Genomic DNA, 17,130 nt, shown 5'->3' on the forward strand with positions numbered 1-17,130 from the left:
CTCAAAGCTCCCTTGCCAGTTTGCGTTTTTCATTCCACGCCGTGGCGCTGATGCTGACCAGGATAATGACGCCGCTGAAAACGGTGTGCCAGTACGAGGAGACGCTGAGCAGCGTCAGACCGTTTTGCAAAAAGGCCAGCAGAATCACCCCCAACAGCGTACCGGTCAATGTACCGCGCCCGCCGCTCATGCTGGTGCCGCCCAGCACGACCGCCGCCAGTACCGTCAGCTCAAAACCGAGCAGCGAGTTTGGCGCCACGGACTGTGTGATCTGCGCCTGCACGACAGCGGCTACACCTGCGAGAACGCCCATAAAACCATAGACATAGAAATGCAGCTTCAACAGGTTCAGCCCGAGGCGGGATGCGGCGTCGCGGTTGCCGCCCATCGCGTAAATCTGACGCCCGAGACGGGTGTAATTCATCAGGATGGCGGTGAAAACGATCGCGGCTGCCAGGCACAGTAGCGGGAGCGTGAGGCCATAGTCATAGCCATCTGCCGCCGTGAAGGAAAACCAGTTGATGCCGTTCATAAACCAGTCCGGGAAGCCGTACAGCCAGGTGCCTTTAGTGGCGTACACCAGCAGACCGTAATAGACGTTCAGCGTCGCGATGGTGATGATGATTGCAGGCACGCGCAGCCAGTAGACCAGAAAGCCGTTAATCAGCCCGAGCAGGAGTCCGACGACGACCGCGATGGCCAGCGCCAGCAGAAAGTTACCGCCATGCGCGATCACCCAGCTTGCCATCGCGTATTGCGCTATTGCCGTCATCGCCGGGAACGAAATATCGATCCCCCCGGAGATCAGCACGACGAACAGCCCGCAGGCGAGAATACCGAGAATGGCATAGCTGGTGGCGACGTCTGTCAGATTGCCGAGTGACAGAAACTCGTCGGTGCTGACGCTCAGTCCAACGGCAAGCGCAATCACCAGCAGCCCCAGCCAGAATTCATGGTGCCCGACTAAACGGGAGAGACGAAAGTTATTCATGGATGACCTCGACCACCTCTGCAATGTCCTCTTCACGACAACGATGCGGATTAAACTCGGCGACCAACTTCCCGCGCCGCATAACCAACACGCGATGGCTGTTGTAATAGGCTTCCGGGATTTCATCGCAAATCATCAGCACTGCCATTCCTTGCTCCGCCAGGTTGCGGGCAATCTGATAAATCCCTTCTTTGTTGGCGATATCGACGCCCACCGTCGGGGAGTCCAGGATCAGGATACGCGGCTGGGTCGCCACCCATTTGGCGATGGCGATGCGCTGGGCGTTGCCGCCGGAGAGCGTTTTGACCGGCAACTGCGGATCGGCCACCTTGATATTCAGTTCACGGATCAGATCGGCGACCAGCGTTTTTGCTTTACCGTGATCGAGCAGGCCGCTGCGGGTATGCAGTTTGTCGAAGACCGTGACAATGGTGTTGTCGTAGATCGACTGTTCCATGATGAGCCCCTGGGTCAGGCGATCTTCCGAGACATAGCCGAGCCCATGTTTGATGGCGTCATGGTTGTTACGAAGCTGAACCGGTTTGCCGTTAATGCGGATTTCCCCGCTTTCCGGGTGCGTCATGCCAAACAGGCTCAGACAAAGCTCGGTGCGGCCCGCGCCGAGCAGACCGACGATCGACACGATCTCACCGCTGCGCAGTGACAGGTTGATATCCTGATATTTTCCTTTGCGGCTCAGGTTGCGCAGTTCCAGCATCGGCTCCTGCTCAACCGGTGGTTTTTCCGGCAGCGGACTGTAGTGGAAGCGTTGACCGGTCATCAGGAAGGCCAGCTCATGGCTGTCGAGTTCGCTGGCGGGATACGTCCCTACCAGTTTGCCGTCGCGCATGACGCTGATGCGGTCCGCCACTTCCATCACCTCATCGAGACGGTGGCTGACGAATACCACGCAAATCCCGTCGGCTTTCAATTCGTTGACCACGCGCAGCAGGCCGTTGACCTCCTGGCGCGTCAGGGACGCGGTGGGTTCGTCCATGATGACCAGGCGCGCGTCGGCAGCAATGGCGCGGCAAATCGCCACCAACTGGCGATCGGCAATGGAGAGTTTTTCCACTTTTTTATCGGGATCGATGCTGACGCCAATTCGCTTCATCGCCGCCAGCGCCTGTTGCTTCATCGAACCGCGCCGTACCCAGATATCACCGCCGGGCAGATAGCGGTTGACGGCAATATTCTCTGCCACGCTGAAGTTCGGGAAGAGGGATAAATCCTGGTAGATAACCTGGATGCCGTAATGCGAAGAGAGCTGTGGCGACAGATGGTGGAACAGTTTGCCGTCCAGCAGGATCTGCGCCCCTTTTCCCGGCTGGTAGACTCCGGAGATCACTTTAATAATGGTGCTTTTGCCGCAACCGTTCTGCCCTGCCAGACAGTGAACTTCGCCTTTTTTCAGCGTCAGATTCACATTATCCAGCGCCAGCACGCCCGGGAATTGCTTGCTGATATTCTCAAGAGTGATAAATGCGGTGGTGTCTGTCATGGACAATACCCCTGCGAGCGCCCTGACGGGCGCAGAGTGTTAAGCCTGTTGATAGCGCCGACCAGACGGCCGGCGTTGGGTTTCCCTGGTGGTGGCTGGAGCCTTAGAAACCGAGTGATTGTGCGTTGTCTTTGGTGACTTCGAGGATCTTGTTAAAGCGGATCACTTTCTTCTCCATGTCGACATCGGCTTTCCCTAATCCGTCAATGGTCAGATCTGGCGTCACCTCTTTGCCTTGCAGCAACTGATCCGCCACGGTCACCAGCGCGTAGCCGGCATCTTTCGGATCCCACAGCATCGCTTTTTTGATGTCGCCACGCATCAGATAAGGCGCAGCCTGTGCTGGCATGGCAATCCCCACCACGGCAATTTTATCTTTCGCGCGTTTTTTCTGTACTGCCTGACCCGCACCAATCGGACCCAGCGAACCGAAGCCAATGATGCCCTTCATCTGCGGATAGGTTTTCATCAGATCCAGCGTGGTGGAGTAGGATTTGTCGATGCTCTCAGCCACCGGTAGACGGGTGGTCACTTCAAACATCTCCGGGTATTTCTCTTTCTGGTACTTGATGGCGTAATCGGCCCAGGCGTTGTGTAACGGCACGGTCAGCGAGCCGACGTAAATCGCATAGCCGCCTTTGCCGCCCATATCCTTCGCCAGCTCGTCGACGTTGGCCTGCGCGTACTTCTCGCTGTCGATCGTTTCGATATCCCACTGGCCGATTTGCTGATCCGGCGATTCATGGGTCAGAACGACAATGCCCTTATCGCGCGCTTTTTTCAGCACGGGCTCAAGCACCTTCGCGTCATTAGGTACCACAATGATCGCGTTAACGTTCTTGGCAATGAGATCTTCAATGACCTTCACCTGCTGAGCCGGATCCGGCGTGGAAGGGCCGGTCTGATAAGCATTCACATCCAGTTTTTTCGCTGCTTCATTCACGCCGGTTTCCATGCGGTTGAACCACGGAATGCCGGTGACTTTAGCAACCACAGCGATTTCGTATTTTTCTGCCGCAAAGGACGGGCCGGACAACATGCATGCAGAAACCAGGGCTGCACTGAGTAATGCGAGTTTGAATTTCATAGTTGTACCTTTTGTAGGGACCGGGGCATGTCACGAACAGGAGGTTATCAACGAAGGGAAGAGGTAATGAATCTCAAGTTTATAAAATGTGACAAATGCCCATTAATGTTAATTTATGGATATTATTTAGTTAAATATTGGTTAATTTTAATGGTTTTTGTGCAGTGCGGGTTAATTGGTATGTTAAAAAATGTCGTAATTTGCTTATTTTATTTTACAATTTGTTATCAATTCAGGCGTGACGCACAGAAAATTACCGGAATGGGAACGTTGTACTTAACGACAAAATCTCAAATCTGAGAACTGAATCGAGCCCATAAATCCGCGCTCAACATTCATCATTTCAATGTTATCCTCACGGGCAATCCTGTCACGGCGATCGTGACTCTCGTGGCCATCCTGTTTTTATGGGGAGTCAAAGTCATTCATGATACGCGGCGTTTTGTTGGTGTTACTCGCTTTTTTGACGTTTACGGTGAGCGCACATCCTCACAGTTTTATCCGTCTGAAAACGGAAGTGGTTAGCGATAACGGGTCTATTGTGGCGCTAAAAATGCGCTGGACGATGGATGAGCTGACCTCTGCCGACCTGCTCTATGATGCGGGCGATGCAAAACCGGGTTCCGACATCTGGAAAAAACTGGCGGCGGAAGTGATGGCGAATGTCCTGGGACAGCACTATTTTACCGAAATGTGGCACAACGGACAGCGCGTCAAATTTAAAAACCGCCCCACGGAATACGGTATGGTGCGCGATGAGCATCAGGCGGTGCTCACCTTCGTGCTGCCGCTTGCCGAACCGCAGCCGTTGAGCGGGCAACGTTATACCTTCTCGACCTTTGATCCCTCTTATTATGTCGATATGAGCTACGAAGAAGACCGCGATGCGACGCTATCGCCGACGATGCGTGAGCGCTGCAAAATCGCGCTACATACCCCCGAGCCGAACGAGGCGTCGCTCAGTTTTGCCCAGTCTCTGGATAAGGACGATGCGCCGCCAGAGGATATGGAACTGGGTAAACAATTCGCGCAGACGGTGACAGTCACATGCCAGTAATGTCGCTAAACCGCATTCGCGCACAACGCTGGATATCGCTGTGGCCGCTGGCGCTTTTTTTGCTGATGGCGGCGATCGGTGGCGTCTGGCTGTGGCAAACCTGGCCGCAGGTGATGGTCAAAAGTATCGTCTGGCAGCGGGAGGTGAATCAGCAGATGAGTGTGCTGCTGAAGGCCGTTGCCGCCAGCTCAGCCCAGGCGGGCGGTTCGTTGCTGCTGTTTAGCTTTTTATATGGCGTACTGCACGCGCTGGGGCCGGGGCACGGAAAGGTAGTGATTACCACCTGGCTGGCGACCCATCCTTCAAAACTGAAGTCGAGCATTGGCCTGACGCTGACCTCCTCGTTATTGCAGGGGCTGGTGGCGATCGGGCTGGTTGTGGTGGTGCTCAGCATCCTGCAACTGCCGGCGAGACAGCTCCATCTGAGCGGTTTCTGGCTGGAGAAGGGGAGCTATGCGCTGGTGGGGGTTCTGGGCCTGTTGCTCTGCTGGCGGGCGCTGAAGAAACTACATGCGCTGCTGCGCAAACCCAGGTTTACCGCCTTTACGCCACACCATGTGCACCATGAAAACTGTGGGTGCGGGCATCAGCACTTGCCGCATCCGGAACAACTGCACCATGGCGATGACTGGCGCGCACGGTTGATGATTATCCTGTCGATGGGGATGCGTCCCTGTTCCGGGGCTATCATGGTGCTGCTGTTTAGCAAAGTCATCGGCGTATTTTACTGGGGAATAGCGTCGGCGCTGGCGATGGCGGCGGGCACGTCGTTGACCATTACCTCTCTGGCGCTGCTGGTGCACAGTTTTCGCACGCTGGCGGTCAGGCTGAGCGGTAACCGCGCGCCGGTATTGTGGCGACAGGTTGGCTGGTCGACGCTGGCGTTAGCCGGTGGCGTGATACTGGTGGTGGCAGCAGGCGTGATGTGGATGAGTGCGGTGCCAATGGGAAGGGGATTACGACCGTTTTAAACGTGCCCTGAGGGAGAATGCCTGATGGCGCTTCGCTTATCCGGCCTACAGAGTAAAATGATCTGTAGGCCGGATAAGGCGTTAGCCGCCATCCGGCAGCAAACGATTAACGCTTCAGCGCGTCGCTCAGTTCATCACGCATGCTCGCCAGCATTGCTTTTACCACGCGCGGGTTACCTGCCACGATGTTGCCGGTCATCATGTAGTTATGACCGCCGGTAAAGTCGCAAACCAGTGCGCCTGCTTCGCGGGCGATCAGTTCACCTGCGGCGAAATCCCACGGCTTGAGGCCGATTTCGAAATAACCGTCAACGCGCGCGGCGGCAACATACGCCAGATCCAGTGCGGCAGAACCAGTGCGGCGGAAGTCAGCGCACTCGGTAAACATTTTGCCGAGGATATTCATGTAAGAGGTGGCGTGCTGTTTGGCTTTGAACGGGAAGCCGGTAGCGATAATGGTGCCGTCCAGATCGCGCGCATTGCTGCCGCGCAGACGATAGCCATTCAGCTGAGCGCCCTGGCCGCGGGTGGCGGTGAACAGTTCATTACGCATGGGATCGTAAACCACAGCGACTTCAGTACGGCCTTTAATGCGTACCGCAATAGAAACGGCGAAGTGTGGCAGACGTTTTATGAAGTTGGTGGTGCCATCCAGTGGATCGATAACCCATTGAACATCCTGATCGGTACCTTCATGTTCACCGCTTTCTTCGGTGATGATGGTGTGCTGTGGGTAAGATTTGCGGATCGTTTCGATAATAATCGCTTCGGCGGCTTTATCGACGTTGGTCACAAAATCATTGCTGCCTTTCTGGCTGGTTTCTACTGAGTCAGGCGTTTCGTAGTGTTTGGCAATTACATTACCCGCCTTGCGCGCTGCGCGCACGGCGATGGTCAGCATCGGATGCATCGGTCTCTCTCACTGGATGTTAAAGAACGGGAAAACGGCGCAGAGTATAGCAGCGAGATCGGAATATGTCTTCGATTTATGATAATATGGGCGAATAATCTTTAGCTGAAGAAAGACAATGCTGCAAAATATTCGAATCGTGCTGGTGGAAACGTCACACACCGGCAACATGGGCTCTGTTGCCCGCGCAATGAAAACAATGGGGTTAACCAATCTGTGGCTGGTTAACCCGCTCGTAAAACCTGACTCCCAGGCTATCGCCCTGGCAGCAGGGGCCAGTGATGTGATCGGCAACGCGCAGATCGTCGACACCCTCGATGAAGCGCTGGCCGGATGCAGTCTGGTCGTCGGAACCAGCGCGCGTTCGCGTACGCTGCCGTGGCCGATGCTCGATCCGCGCGAATGCGGTTTAAAAAGCGTCGCGGAAGCGGCAAATACCCCCGTAGCGCTGGTGTTTGGTCGTGAACGCGTTGGACTGACCAACGACGAACTGCAAAAATGCCATTACCACGTCGCGATTGCGGCAAACCCGGAGTACAGTTCGCTGAACCTGGCGATGGCGGTACAGGTCATCGCGTATGAAGTGCGCATGGCCTGGCTGGCAACACAGGAAAACCCTGACGCGGTGGTGCATGAAGAAGCACCGTACCCGCTGGTGGACGATCTGGAGCGTTTTTACGGTCACCTTGAGCAGACGTTACTGTCGACGGGGTTTATCCGTGAAAACCACCCCGGGCAGGTGATGAACAAACTGCGCCGTCTGTTTACGCGCGCGCGTCCGGAGAGCCAGGAGCTGAATATTCTGCGTGGAATGCTTGCCTCTATTGAGCAGCAGAATAAAAGCAAGTAACGGTGCTAATGCCGGATGGCGCTTCGCTTATCCGGCTTACGAATCGTGCGGTCTGTAGGCCGGATAAGCGAAGCGCCATCCGGCAACGCAAAATGGCACTGAAGGTTAAATACCTGACTAAAACAGTCAAGTAAATAGTTGACTGATTTAGTCGGGAATGTCAGACTTGGCCCTGCTATGCAATACCCCCATTTTACAATAAAAAACCCCGGGCAGGGGCGAGTTTGAGGCTAAGTAAGACATGAGACTGACATCTAAAGGGCGTTATGCCGTGACCGCAATGTTGGACGTTGCGCTCAACTCCGAAGCGGGCCCGGTACCGTTGGCTGATATTTCTGAACGTCAGGGAATTTCCCTTTCTTATCTGGAACAGCTGTTCTCCCGTTTGCGTAAAAATGGTCTGGTTTCCAGCGTACGTGGACCAGGCGGCGGTTATCTGCTGGGCAAAGATGCCGGCAGTATTGCAGTTGGTGAAGTGATTAGCGCTGTTGACGAGTCGGTTGATGCGACCCGTTGTCAGGGCAAAGGCGGTTGTCAGGGCGGCGATAAATGCCTGACCCACGCGCTGTGGCGTGACTTGAGCGACCGTCTGACCGGTTTCCTCAACAACATCACGTTAGGCGAACTGGTGAATAATCAGGAAGTCCTGGATGTGTCTGGTCGCCAGCACAGCCACGACGCTCCACGCACAAATCGTGCACAAGACGCAATTGACGTTAAGTTACGCGCTTAATTAGAAAAGTACGCAATATCATTCTGGCTGCATCAGGGCGGCAACTGAGCGAATCCTCAGGCGCTTACATCAGTAAGTGACTGAGGTGAGTGAAGACCGCCAACGCAGAGGCAGTCTGAAGGATGAAGCGTAAAAGTATTTCAGAGTCAGGCCGGGGCGCTTGCGCTCCGTTAACACGGTCGTACATCCAGCCGGTTGCCTGACTCCTTGCATTGAAGCGATGTACGGAGTTTATAGAGCAATGAAATTACCGATTTATCTCGATTACTCCGCAACCACGCCGGTGGACCCGCGTGTTGCCGAGAAAATGATGCAGTTCCTGACGCTGGACGGAACCTTTGGTAACCCGGCCTCCCGTTCACACCGTTTCGGCTGGCAGGCTGAAGAGGCGGTGGATATCGCCCGTAATCAGATTGCCGATCTGGTGGGTGCCGATCCGCGTGAAATCGTCTTTACCTCCGGTGCGACTGAATCCGACAACCTGGCGATCAAAGGTGCAGCCAACTTTTATCAGAAAAAAGGCAAGCACATCATCACCAGCAAAACCGAACACAAAGCCGTGCTGGATACCTGCCGTCAACTGGAGCGCGAAGGGTTTGAAGTAACCTACCTGGCGCCGCAGAGCAACGGAATTATCGATCTCAACGCGCTGGAAGCGGCGATGCGTGACGACACCATTCTGGTTTCCATCATGCACGTGAATAACGAAATCGGTGTGGTGCAGGATATCGCGACTATCGGCGAAATGTGCCGTGCGCGCGGCATCATCTATCACGTTGACGCCACCCAGAGCGTGGGCAAACTGCCTATCGATCTGAGCCAACTGAAAGTTGACCTGATGTCTTTCTCCGGTCACAAAATTTATGGCCCGAAAGGGATCGGCGCGCTGTACGTTCGCCGTAAACCGCGTATTCGCATCGAAGCACAGATGCACGGTGGCGGCCACGAACGCGGTATGCGTTCCGGTACGCTGCCCGTCCACCAGATAGTCGGCATGGGCGAAGCCTATCGCATCGCGAAAGAAGAGATGGAAACCGAGATGGCGCGTCTGCGCGGTCTGCGTAACCGTCTGTGGAACGGCGTGAAAGATATGGAAGAAGTCTACCTGAACGGTGACCTCGAACAGGGCGCGCCAAACATCCTCAACGTGAGCTTTAACTATGTTGAAGGCGAGTCGCTGATCATGGCGCTGAAAGACCTTGCGGTCTCTTCAGGTTCCGCCTGTACCTCTGCGAGCCTCGAGCCTTCCTATGTGCTGCGCGCGCTGGGAATGACCGACGAGCTGGCGCATAGCTCTATTCGTTTCTCTTTAGGTCGTTTTACTACCGAAGAAGAGATTGATTACACCATCGAACTGGTTCGTAAATCTATCGGCCGTCTGCGTGACCTTTCTCCACTGTGGGAAATGCACAAGCAGGGCGTGGATCTGAACAGCATCGAATGGTCACATCATTAATCGGTACCGATAAGGGGAATTCATCATGGCTTACAGCGAAAAAGTAATCGATCATTACGAGAATCCACGTAACGTGGGCTCTTTTGACAACAGCGACGAGAACGTGGGAAGCGGCATGGTGGGTGCACCAGCCTGTGGCGACGTGATGAAGTTGCAGATCAAAGTCAACAATGAAGGTATCATTGAAGACGCGCGTTTCAAGACTTACGGCTGCGGTTCCGCTATCGCGTCCAGCTCCCTGGTCACCGAATGGGTGAAAGGGAAATCGCTGGACGAAGCACAGGCGATCAAAAACACCGATATCGCCGATGAGCTTGAACTGCCGCCCGTGAAAATTCACTGTTCTATTCTGGCAGAAGACGCGATCAAAGCCGCTATTGCGGACTATAAAAGCAAACGTGAAGCAAAATAAGAAGAGTTGAGGTTTTATTATGTCGATTACACTTAGCGACAGTGCAGCAGCGCGAGTAAATACCTTCCTGGCGAACCGCGGTAAAGGGTTTGGCCTGCGTCTGGGCGTGAGAACCTCCGGCTGCTCAGGTATGGCGTATGTACTGGAATTTGTTGATGAACCGGCGGCAGAAGATACCGTGTTTGAAGACAAAGGCGTTAAGGTCGTGGTTGACGGAAAAAGCCTGCAATTTCTGGACGGAACGCAGTTAGACTTCGTAAAAGAAGGTCTGAACGAAGGGTTTAAATTCACTAACCCGAATGTGAAAGACGAGTGTGGTTGCGGCGAAAGCTTCCACGTGTAACGCGCGTCATCCGAAAACCCCGCCGTGGCCAAGCTACGTGTGGGGTTTGTTCTAACAGGCTACCCCTGAGAATGTTATGGACTACTTCACCCTCTTTGGCTTACCGGCCCGTTATCCGCTCGATATTCAGGCGCTGAGCCTTCGTTTTCAGGATCTGCAACGTCAGTATCACCCTGATAAATTTGCCAGCGGTACCCAGGCGGAACAGCTTGCTGCCGTTTCGCAATCCGCCACCATCAACCAGGCCTGGCAAACGCTGCGCCATCCTCTGATGCGCGCAGAATATCTGCTTTCGTTACACGGTTTTGATCTCAGCAACGAGCAGCACACGGTGCGCGACACCGCATTCCTGATGGAACAACTGGAATTGCGTGAAGAACTCGATGAGATCGAACAGGCGAAAGACGAGGCGCGGCTGGAACGTTTTATTCAGCGCGTGAAAAAGATGTTTGATAGCCGCCATCAGCTGATGGTGGAACAACTGGATAGCGAGACGTGGGACGTTGCGGCCGATACCGTGCGTAAACTGCGTTTTCTCGATAAACTGCGAAGCAGTGCAGAACAACTCGAAGAAAAACTGCTCGATTTTTAATATTCGGAAGCAATTATGGCCTTATTACAAATTAGTGAGCCTGGTCTGAGCGCAGCGCCACACCAGCGTCGTCTGGCTGTGGGTATCGATCTCGGGACCACCAACTCTCTGGTCGCAACCGTACGTAGCGGGCAGGCGGAAACGCTGGCCGATCGCGACGGTCGTCATCTGCTGCCGTCCGTCGTTCACTATCAGCAGCAGGGCCACACGGTCGGCTATGATGCGCGCGCCAATGCCGCGCTGGATACCGCCAATACCATCAGCTCGGTAAAACGCATGATGGGGCGTTCGCTGGCAGATATTCAGACTCGTTACCCCCATCTGCCGTACCGTTTTCAGGAAAGCGTTAATGGCCTGCCGATGATTGAAACGGCGGCGGGTTTGCTGAATCCGATTCGTGTTTCTGCTGATATCCTGAAAGCGTTGGCGGCGCGTGCCACTGAGTCGCTTTCCGGCGATCTGGATGGCGTGGTCATTACCGTACCGGCGTACTTTGACGATGCACAGCGTCAGGGGACCAAAGATGCCGCGCGTCTGGCGGGTCTGCATGTCCTGCGCCTGCTCAATGAACCGACCGCAGCGGCGATTGCCTACGGCCTGGATTCCGGCAAAGAGGGCGTCATTGCGGTGTATGACCTCGGCGGCGGAACGTTTGATATTTCTATTCTGCGCCTGAGCCGCGGCGTGTTCGAAGTGCTGGCGACCGGCGGGGATTCTGCGCTTGGCGGCGATGACTTCGATCACCTGCTGGCAGATTACATCCGCGAACAGGCGGGGATTACCGATCGCAGTGATAACCGTGTTCAGCGCGAATTGCTGGATGCCGCCATCGCGGCGAAAATTGCGCTCAGCGATGCCGAGTCCGTAACGGTTAACGTGGCGGGCTGGCAGGGTGAGATTACCCGCGAACAGTTTAATGAGCTCATTTCCGCGCTGGTTAAGCGCACGCTACTGGCCTGTCGTCGTGCACTGAAAGATGCCGGCGTTGAGGCGCAGGAAGTCCTGGAAGTGGTGATGGTTGGCGGTTCCACGCGCGTACCGCTGGTGCGCGAACGTGTGGGCGAATTTTTTGGTCGTCCGCCGCTGACGTCCATCGACCCGGATAAAGTGGTGGCGATTGGCGCGGCTATCCAGGCCGATATCCTGGTCGGCAACAAGCCGGACAGTGAAATGCTGCTGCTCGACGTGATCCCGCTGTCGCTGGGACTGGAAACGATGGGCGGTCTGGTGGAGAAAGTGATCCCACGTAACACCACCATTCCGGTGGCCCGCGCGCAGGACTTTACTACCTTCAAAGACGGTCAGACCGCGATGTCTATCCACGTGATGCAGGGCGAACGTGAACTGGTGCAGGACTGCCGTTCGTTGGCGCGCTTTGCACTGCGCGGTATTCCGGCGCTGCCGGCTGGCGGCGCGCACATTCGCGTCACCTTCCAGGTGGACGCTGACGGTCTGCTGAGCGTCACCGCGATGGAAAAATCCACCGGCGTTGAGGCCTCTATCCAGGTGAAACCGTCCTACGGTTTGACCGATAGCGAAATTGCCTCGATGATTCAGGATTCGATGAGCTTTGCCGAACAGGACGTAAAAGCCCGTATGCTGGCAGAGCAGAAAGTCGAAGCGGCGCGCGTGCTGGAGAGTTTAACCGGCGCGCTGACCGCTGATGCCGCGCTGTTAAGCGCCGCAGAACGTCAACAGATCGACGATGCCGCCGCGCACCTGAGCGAGGTGGCGCTGGGCGATGATGTTGACGCTATCGAACAAGCCATTAAAAACGTAGACAAACAAACCCAGGAATTCGCCGCCCGGCGCATGGACCAGTCGGTCCGTCGCGCGCTGAAAGGCCATTCCGTGGACGAGGTTTAATATGCCAAAGATTGTTATTCTGCCTCATCAGGATCTCTGTCCGGATGGCGCAGTTCTGGAAGCGGAGACCGGTGAAACCATTCTTGACGTTGCGCTGCGCAACGGTATCGAGATTGAACACGCCTGCGAAAAATCCTGCGCCTGTACGACCTGCCACTGCATCGTGCGTGAAGGTTTTGATTCCCTGCCGGAAAGCACGGAAGAAGAAGACGACATGCTGGATAAAGCCTGGGGACTGGAGCCGGAAAGCCGTTTAAGCTGCCAGGCTCGCGTGACCGGGGATGATTTAGTGGTCGAAATCCCACGTTACACAATCAATCATGCTCGTGAGCATTAACAGAGGGTAGTATGGGACTGAAGTGGACCGATAGCCGCGAAATCGGCGAAGCGCTGTACGACGCCTTCCCCGATCTCGATCCCAAGACCGTTCGTTTCACCGATCTCCATCAGTGGATCTGCGATCTTGAGGAATTTGATGACGACCCTGACGCATCCAGTGAAAAAATTCTGGAGGCGATTCTGCTAGTCTGGTTAGATGAAGCAGAGTAAGTCGCGTATTCAAAATCATTTGAGTTGCGTCAAGGCGGCAAGGCCACGAATCGCCAGGAACATAGATAACTATGTGACTGGTGTGAGTGGATGAAGCCAACGCAGAGGCAACTCAAAGGATGAAGAATATTACGGGCTGCCTTCGGGCGGCCCGTTTGCTAATAAGGAAAAATTACAATGACAGAAGCCATGAAAATCACGCTCACTACGCAGCCTGCCGATGCGCGTTGGGGCGAAAAAGCCACATACAGCATTAATAACGATGGTATTGCTTTGCATCTTAACGGTAAAGACGACCTCGGTTTGATCCAGCGCGCAGCGCGGAAGATCGACGGCCTCGGTATCAAGCATGTACAGCTGGCAGGTGAGGGCTGGGATGCTGACCGCTGCTGGTCATTCTGGCAGGGCTACAAAGGGCCAAAAGGCAGCCGCAAAGTGGAATGGCCAAACCTGGACGATGCACAGCGCCAGGAACTGGATAACCGTCTGACCATCATTGACTGGGTGCGTGACACCATTAACGCACCGGCGGAAGAGTTGGGGCCAGAGCAACTGGCGCAGCGCGCCGTTGATCTCCTGTGCAGCGTGGCGTGCGATCACGTCTCTTACCGCATTACCAAAGGTGAAGATCTGCGCGAGCAGAACTACATGGGACTGCATACCGTTGGTCGTGGTTCTGAACGTCAACCGGTTCTGCTGGCGCTTGATTACAACCCGACAGGGGATAAAGAAGCCCCGGTTTATGCCTGCCTGGTCGGGAAAGGGATCACCTTCGATTCCGGCGGCTACAGTATCAAGCAGAGCGCCTTTATGGACTCCATGAAGTCTGATATGGGTGGTGCCGCAACGGTAACCGGCGCGCTGGCGTTTGCTATCACGCGCGGTCTGAACAAACGCGTGAAGCTGTACCTGTGCTGTGCGGACAACCTGATCAGCGGTAATGCCTTCAAGTTGGGCGATATCATCCACTATCGCAACGGTAAAAGCGTGGAAGTGATGAATACCGATGCTGAAGGGCGTCTGGTGCTGGCGGACGGTTTGATCGACGCCAGTGCGCAGAAACCGGAACTGATCATCGATGCCGCAACCCTGACCGGTGCCGCGAAAACCGCGCTGGGTAACGACTATCATGCGCTGTTCAGCTTTGATGACCCACTGGCGAATCGTCTGCTGGCAAGCGCTGCCGAAGAGAACGAGGCGTTCTGGCGTCTGCCGCTGGCGGAATTCCATCGCAACCAGTTGCCGTCTAATTTTGCCGAGCTGAACAATACCGGCAGCGCAGCGTATCCGGCGGGGGCGAGTACGGCCGCAGGATTCCTGTCGCACTTTGTGGAAAACTACCAGCAGGGCTGGCTGCATATCGACTGCTCTGCAACCTATCGCAAAGCGCCGGTTGAGCAGTGGTCTGCCGGGGCGACAGGTCTGGGCGTGCGTACCATCGCCAACTTGTTGACTGCCTGAAAGGTGTTTTTGTAGGCCGGGTAAGCGAAGCGCCACCCGGCATTTTGCCTGATGGCGACGCTGTGCGTCTTATCAGGCCTACAATTCATATAGATAATTTGTGACCCCTATGTCTGAAACCAAAAACGAATTAGAAACCTTACTGGAACAAGCCGCGACTGAACCTGCGCATCGTCCGGCATTTTTCCGCACCCTGCTGGAATCCACCGTTTGGGTGCCAGGCACTGCGGCAGAAGGCGAGGCGATTGTCGAAGACAGCGCGCTCGATCTTCAGCACTGGGAAAAAGAAGATGGCACCACCGTTATTCCCTTTTTCACCTCTCTGGAAGCGTTGCAGCAGGCAGTAGAAGATGAGCAGGCGTTTGTGGTGATGCCGGTACGCACGCTGTTTGAAATGACACTCGGCGAAACGCTGTTCCTTAACGCTAAATTGCCGACGGGCAAAGAGTTCATGCCGCGCGAAATCAGCCTGCTGATGGGGGAAGAGGGTAATCCGCTGAGTACGCAGGAAGTGCTGGAAGGCGGGGAATCCCTGATCCTCTCCGAAGTGGCCGAACCGCCCGCGCAGATGATTGACTCACTCACTACGTTGTTCAAAACCATCAAACCGGTGAAGCGCGCCTTTCTCTGTTCGATTAAAGAGCGTGCGGACGCTGAGGCCAACCTGCTGATTGGTATCGAAGCCGATGGCGATATTGAAGAAATTATTCATGCTGCAGGCAGTGTGGCGACAGATACATTACCGGGCGATGAACCGATTGATATCTGCCAGGTGGTAAAAGGGGAGAAGGGGATCAGCCACTTTATCACCGAACATATCGCACCGTTCTACGAACGCCGTTGGGGTGGGTTCCTGCGCGATTTTAAACAGAATCGGATAATTTAAGTGAAGGAAAGCCGCCCCGAAAGGCGGCATCCTCGCTTACCTGCCCTGGCCGTTGGTCTTTACGAAAACAGAATTACCGAAGTAACTCTGGTCTGCGTGAAGGCACAACACGCCAGAAACAAGAAGCACGATACAGACGTACCGTATCTTCATTGTGCGGTCCATGCGAAGACCGCTTCACGACAGCACCACTGGCGATAATGCCGTGACAGCAAGCACTGAGGTGTGCCTGCGCAGACGGCCATGGAACGACCTTTCCCGTAACCAGTGCCCGCTTGCGAGGCGGCGGAAAGGGCCGGTAAGGATAATACTTCAATTGTGAAATAGTTTCTCAGCTAATTGACTTGACTTTCTTTTCTTGAAAAGGGACTATCTGCAACACTGAGGTGTGCCTGCGTTGCTATGGCAACACAGCCAGCTGGAAAGGCCGCGAACCGGACCAGCACAAAAAAACCGCTCAAACGTTAGAGCGGTTTTTTTGTGGGCGAGACAGACTAATAAATCAGAATTTATTTAGTTTCCGCCGGGTTCAACCGGTAAATCCGCACGGGCTCCCCATTCGCTCCATGCGCCGTCATACAGCGCGACGTCTGGCACGTCCAGCGTCGTCAGCGCCAGTACAACAACCGCAGCTGTCACGCCGGAACCACAGCTGGCAATGATCGGTCTGTCAAAACTGACCCCGTGGCGAAAGAAGATGGCATCCAGTTCGTCGGTTGTTTTCAGTTCACCGTCCTGAACCAGTTCTGTCCACGGCACGTTTAAGGCACCAGGCACATGACCGCGTCTGAGACCCGGACGCGGCTCGTCGGCTTCGGCATTAAACCGTGCTGCCGGGCGGGCATCGACAATCTGTGCGCTTTTTTCGTGGCTGGCGAGCAACACGTCGGTGACGCGTACTACGGCTTCAGGAGTAAACGCCGCATCAAAGTCGCCTTCCGGTAGTTCGACGTTGCCTTCCTGTAGCGGCAATTCATCACGTTGCCAGCCAGCCAGGCCCCCTCCCAGAATGGATACATTCTCCACGCCAAAGGTTCGCAGCATCCACCACGCGCGCGGGGCGGAGAACAGATTTCCCTCATCATAAACAATCAGATGTTTATCCTGATCTACCCCCAGTTCACGCATCGCAACGGCGAAGCTTTCCGGGCGCGGCATCATATGCGGCAGCGGTGAGGTGTGGTCGGAGAGCGCTTCGATATCAAAAAACACCGCGCCCGGGATGTGTCCCGCGCGATACTCTTGCGCAACGTCGCGGTCTTCCTGTCCTGGCGGCGCCATACGGGCGTCGATAATTTGAATCTGCGGATCGTCAATATGCTCGGCAAGCCAGTCGGCGGCGACAAAAAAGGCAGTAGTCATGGGTATCTCCATGTTTATCAGGTGTCCGGCAAATTGTCGGGCCTTTGCCAACAGGGGACAAGTAAAAGAGGCCGATTTGTCTGGTGATCCCACACTTCTTAAT

Annotated in this window: 18 protein-coding genes; 13 read left to right on the plus strand and 5 right to left on the minus strand. The window is 55.1% G+C overall.

Annotated elements, in window-relative coordinates:
* Position 1 precedes the first annotated feature (1 nt).
* The 3 genes from GBC03_11345 to GBC03_11355 all read right to left on the minus strand — a co-directional run bounded on the left by GBC03_11345 (position 2) and on the right by GBC03_11355 (position 3,579).
* Positions 2–991 carry an ABC transporter permease gene (locus tag GBC03_11345; protein ID QFS70755.1) on the minus strand — a complete coding sequence of 330 codons (990 nt, stop codon included), beginning with the start codon at positions 989–991 and terminating at the stop codon, positions 2–4.
* A complete protein-coding gene (locus GBC03_11350; GenBank protein ID QFS70756.1) occupies positions 984–2,492 on the minus strand; it encodes an ATP-binding cassette domain-containing protein in 1,509 nt (502 codons plus the stop codon). Before GBC03_11350 ends, GBC03_11345 begins: the two co-directional genes overlap by 8 nt.
* Positions 2,493–2,595: 103 nt before the next feature.
* Positions 2,596–3,579, minus strand: coding sequence for a substrate-binding domain-containing protein (locus GBC03_11355; GenBank protein QFS70757.1), 984 nt, complete (start codon positions 3,577–3,579; stop codon positions 2,596–2,598).
* 427 nt (positions 3,580–4,006) lie between these two features.
* Here GBC03_11355 and GBC03_11360 point away from each other — a divergent pair, with 427 nt between their 5' ends.
* Positions 4,007–4,636, plus strand: coding sequence for a DUF1007 family protein (locus tag GBC03_11360; protein QFS70758.1), 630 nt, complete (start codon positions 4,007–4,009; stop codon positions 4,634–4,636).
* On the plus strand, positions 4,627–5,607 hold the full coding sequence (locus GBC03_11365) for a nickel transporter (protein ID QFS70759.1): 981 nt from the start codon (positions 4,627–4,629) through the stop codon (positions 5,605–5,607). Before GBC03_11360 ends, GBC03_11365 begins: the two co-directional genes overlap by 10 nt.
* A 106-nt stretch (positions 5,608–5,713) precedes the next feature.
* On the opposite strand, the gene suhB is transcribed toward GBC03_11365, so the two are convergent.
* Entirely contained in the window at positions 5,714–6,517 is an 804-nt protein-coding gene (suhB, locus tag GBC03_11370) for an inositol-1-monophosphatase (protein ID QFS70760.1), read from the minus strand.
* Between the two features lie 118 nt (positions 6,518–6,635).
* Between suhB and trmJ the strand changes: the two genes are divergently transcribed.
* From trmJ to sseB, 11 genes are all read left to right on the plus strand, one after another.
* Complete coding sequence (gene trmJ, locus GBC03_11375; GenBank protein QFS70761.1) at positions 6,636–7,367, plus strand: tRNA (cytosine(32)/uridine(32)-2'-O)-methyltransferase TrmJ; 732 nt, start codon at positions 6,636–6,638, stop codon at positions 7,365–7,367.
* A 241-nt stretch (positions 7,368–7,608) separates the two neighbouring features.
* Positions 7,609–8,100 (plus strand): Fe-S cluster assembly transcriptional regulator IscR, encoded by a 492-nt coding sequence (iscR, locus tag GBC03_11380; protein ID QFS70762.1) that lies wholly within the window; start codon positions 7,609–7,611, stop codon positions 8,098–8,100.
* Positions 8,101–8,341: 241 nt separating this feature from the next.
* Positions 8,342–9,556, plus strand: coding sequence for an IscS subfamily cysteine desulfurase (locus tag GBC03_11385; protein QFS70763.1), 1,215 nt, complete (start codon positions 8,342–8,344; stop codon positions 9,554–9,556).
* Positions 9,557–9,581: 25 nt separating this feature from the next.
* Entirely contained in the window at positions 9,582–9,968 is a 387-nt protein-coding gene (iscU, locus tag GBC03_11390; protein QFS70764.1) for a Fe-S cluster assembly scaffold IscU, read from the plus strand.
* A gap of 19 nt (positions 9,969–9,987) precedes the next feature.
* Positions 9,988–10,311, plus strand: a complete 324-nt coding sequence (gene iscA / locus GBC03_11395) for an iron-sulfur cluster assembly protein IscA (GenBank protein QFS70765.1) — start codon at positions 9,988–9,990, stop codon at positions 10,309–10,311.
* Positions 10,312–10,387: 76 nt separating this feature from the next.
* Entirely contained in the window at positions 10,388–10,903 is a 516-nt protein-coding gene (gene hscB / locus GBC03_11400; protein ID QFS70766.1) for a co-chaperone HscB, read from the plus strand.
* Between the two features lie 15 nt (positions 10,904–10,918).
* Complete coding sequence (gene hscA, locus GBC03_11405) at positions 10,919–12,769, plus strand: Fe-S protein assembly chaperone HscA (GenBank protein QFS70767.1); 1,851 nt, start codon at positions 10,919–10,921, stop codon at positions 12,767–12,769.
* A 1-nt stretch (position 12,770) separates the two neighbouring features.
* Positions 12,771–13,106: an ISC system 2Fe-2S type ferredoxin gene (gene fdx, locus GBC03_11410; protein ID QFS70768.1), complete on the plus strand. Its 336-nt coding sequence runs from the start codon at positions 12,771–12,773 to the stop codon at positions 13,104–13,106.
* A gap of 11 nt (positions 13,107–13,117) precedes the next feature.
* A complete protein-coding gene (gene iscX, locus GBC03_11415; GenBank protein QFS70769.1) occupies positions 13,118–13,318 on the plus strand; it encodes a Fe-S cluster assembly protein IscX in 201 nt (66 codons plus the stop codon).
* 177 nt (positions 13,319–13,495) lie between these two features.
* Complete coding sequence (gene pepB, locus GBC03_11420) at positions 13,496–14,779, plus strand: aminopeptidase PepB (GenBank protein QFS70770.1); 1,284 nt, start codon at positions 13,496–13,498, stop codon at positions 14,777–14,779.
* Positions 14,780–14,888: 109 nt separating this feature from the next.
* Entirely contained in the window at positions 14,889–15,665 is a 777-nt protein-coding gene (sseB, locus tag GBC03_11425) for an enhanced serine sensitivity protein SseB (GenBank protein QFS70771.1), read from the plus strand.
* Between the two features lie 513 nt (positions 15,666–16,178).
* Here the strand turns inward: sseB and sseA are convergent.
* The gene (gene sseA, locus GBC03_11430) at positions 16,179–17,027 is read right to left on the minus strand and encodes a 3-mercaptopyruvate sulfurtransferase (GenBank protein ID QFS70772.1); all 849 of its coding nucleotides are present in this window, start codon (positions 17,025–17,027) and stop codon (positions 16,179–16,181) included.
* Between the last annotated feature and the right edge of the window lie 103 nt (positions 17,028–17,130).

Origin of the sequence: Citrobacter telavivensis (genome assembly GCA_009363175.1) — a bacterium.
GTDB classification, from domain to species: Bacteria; Pseudomonadota; Gammaproteobacteria; order Enterobacterales; family Enterobacteriaceae; genus Citrobacter_A; species Citrobacter_A telavivensis.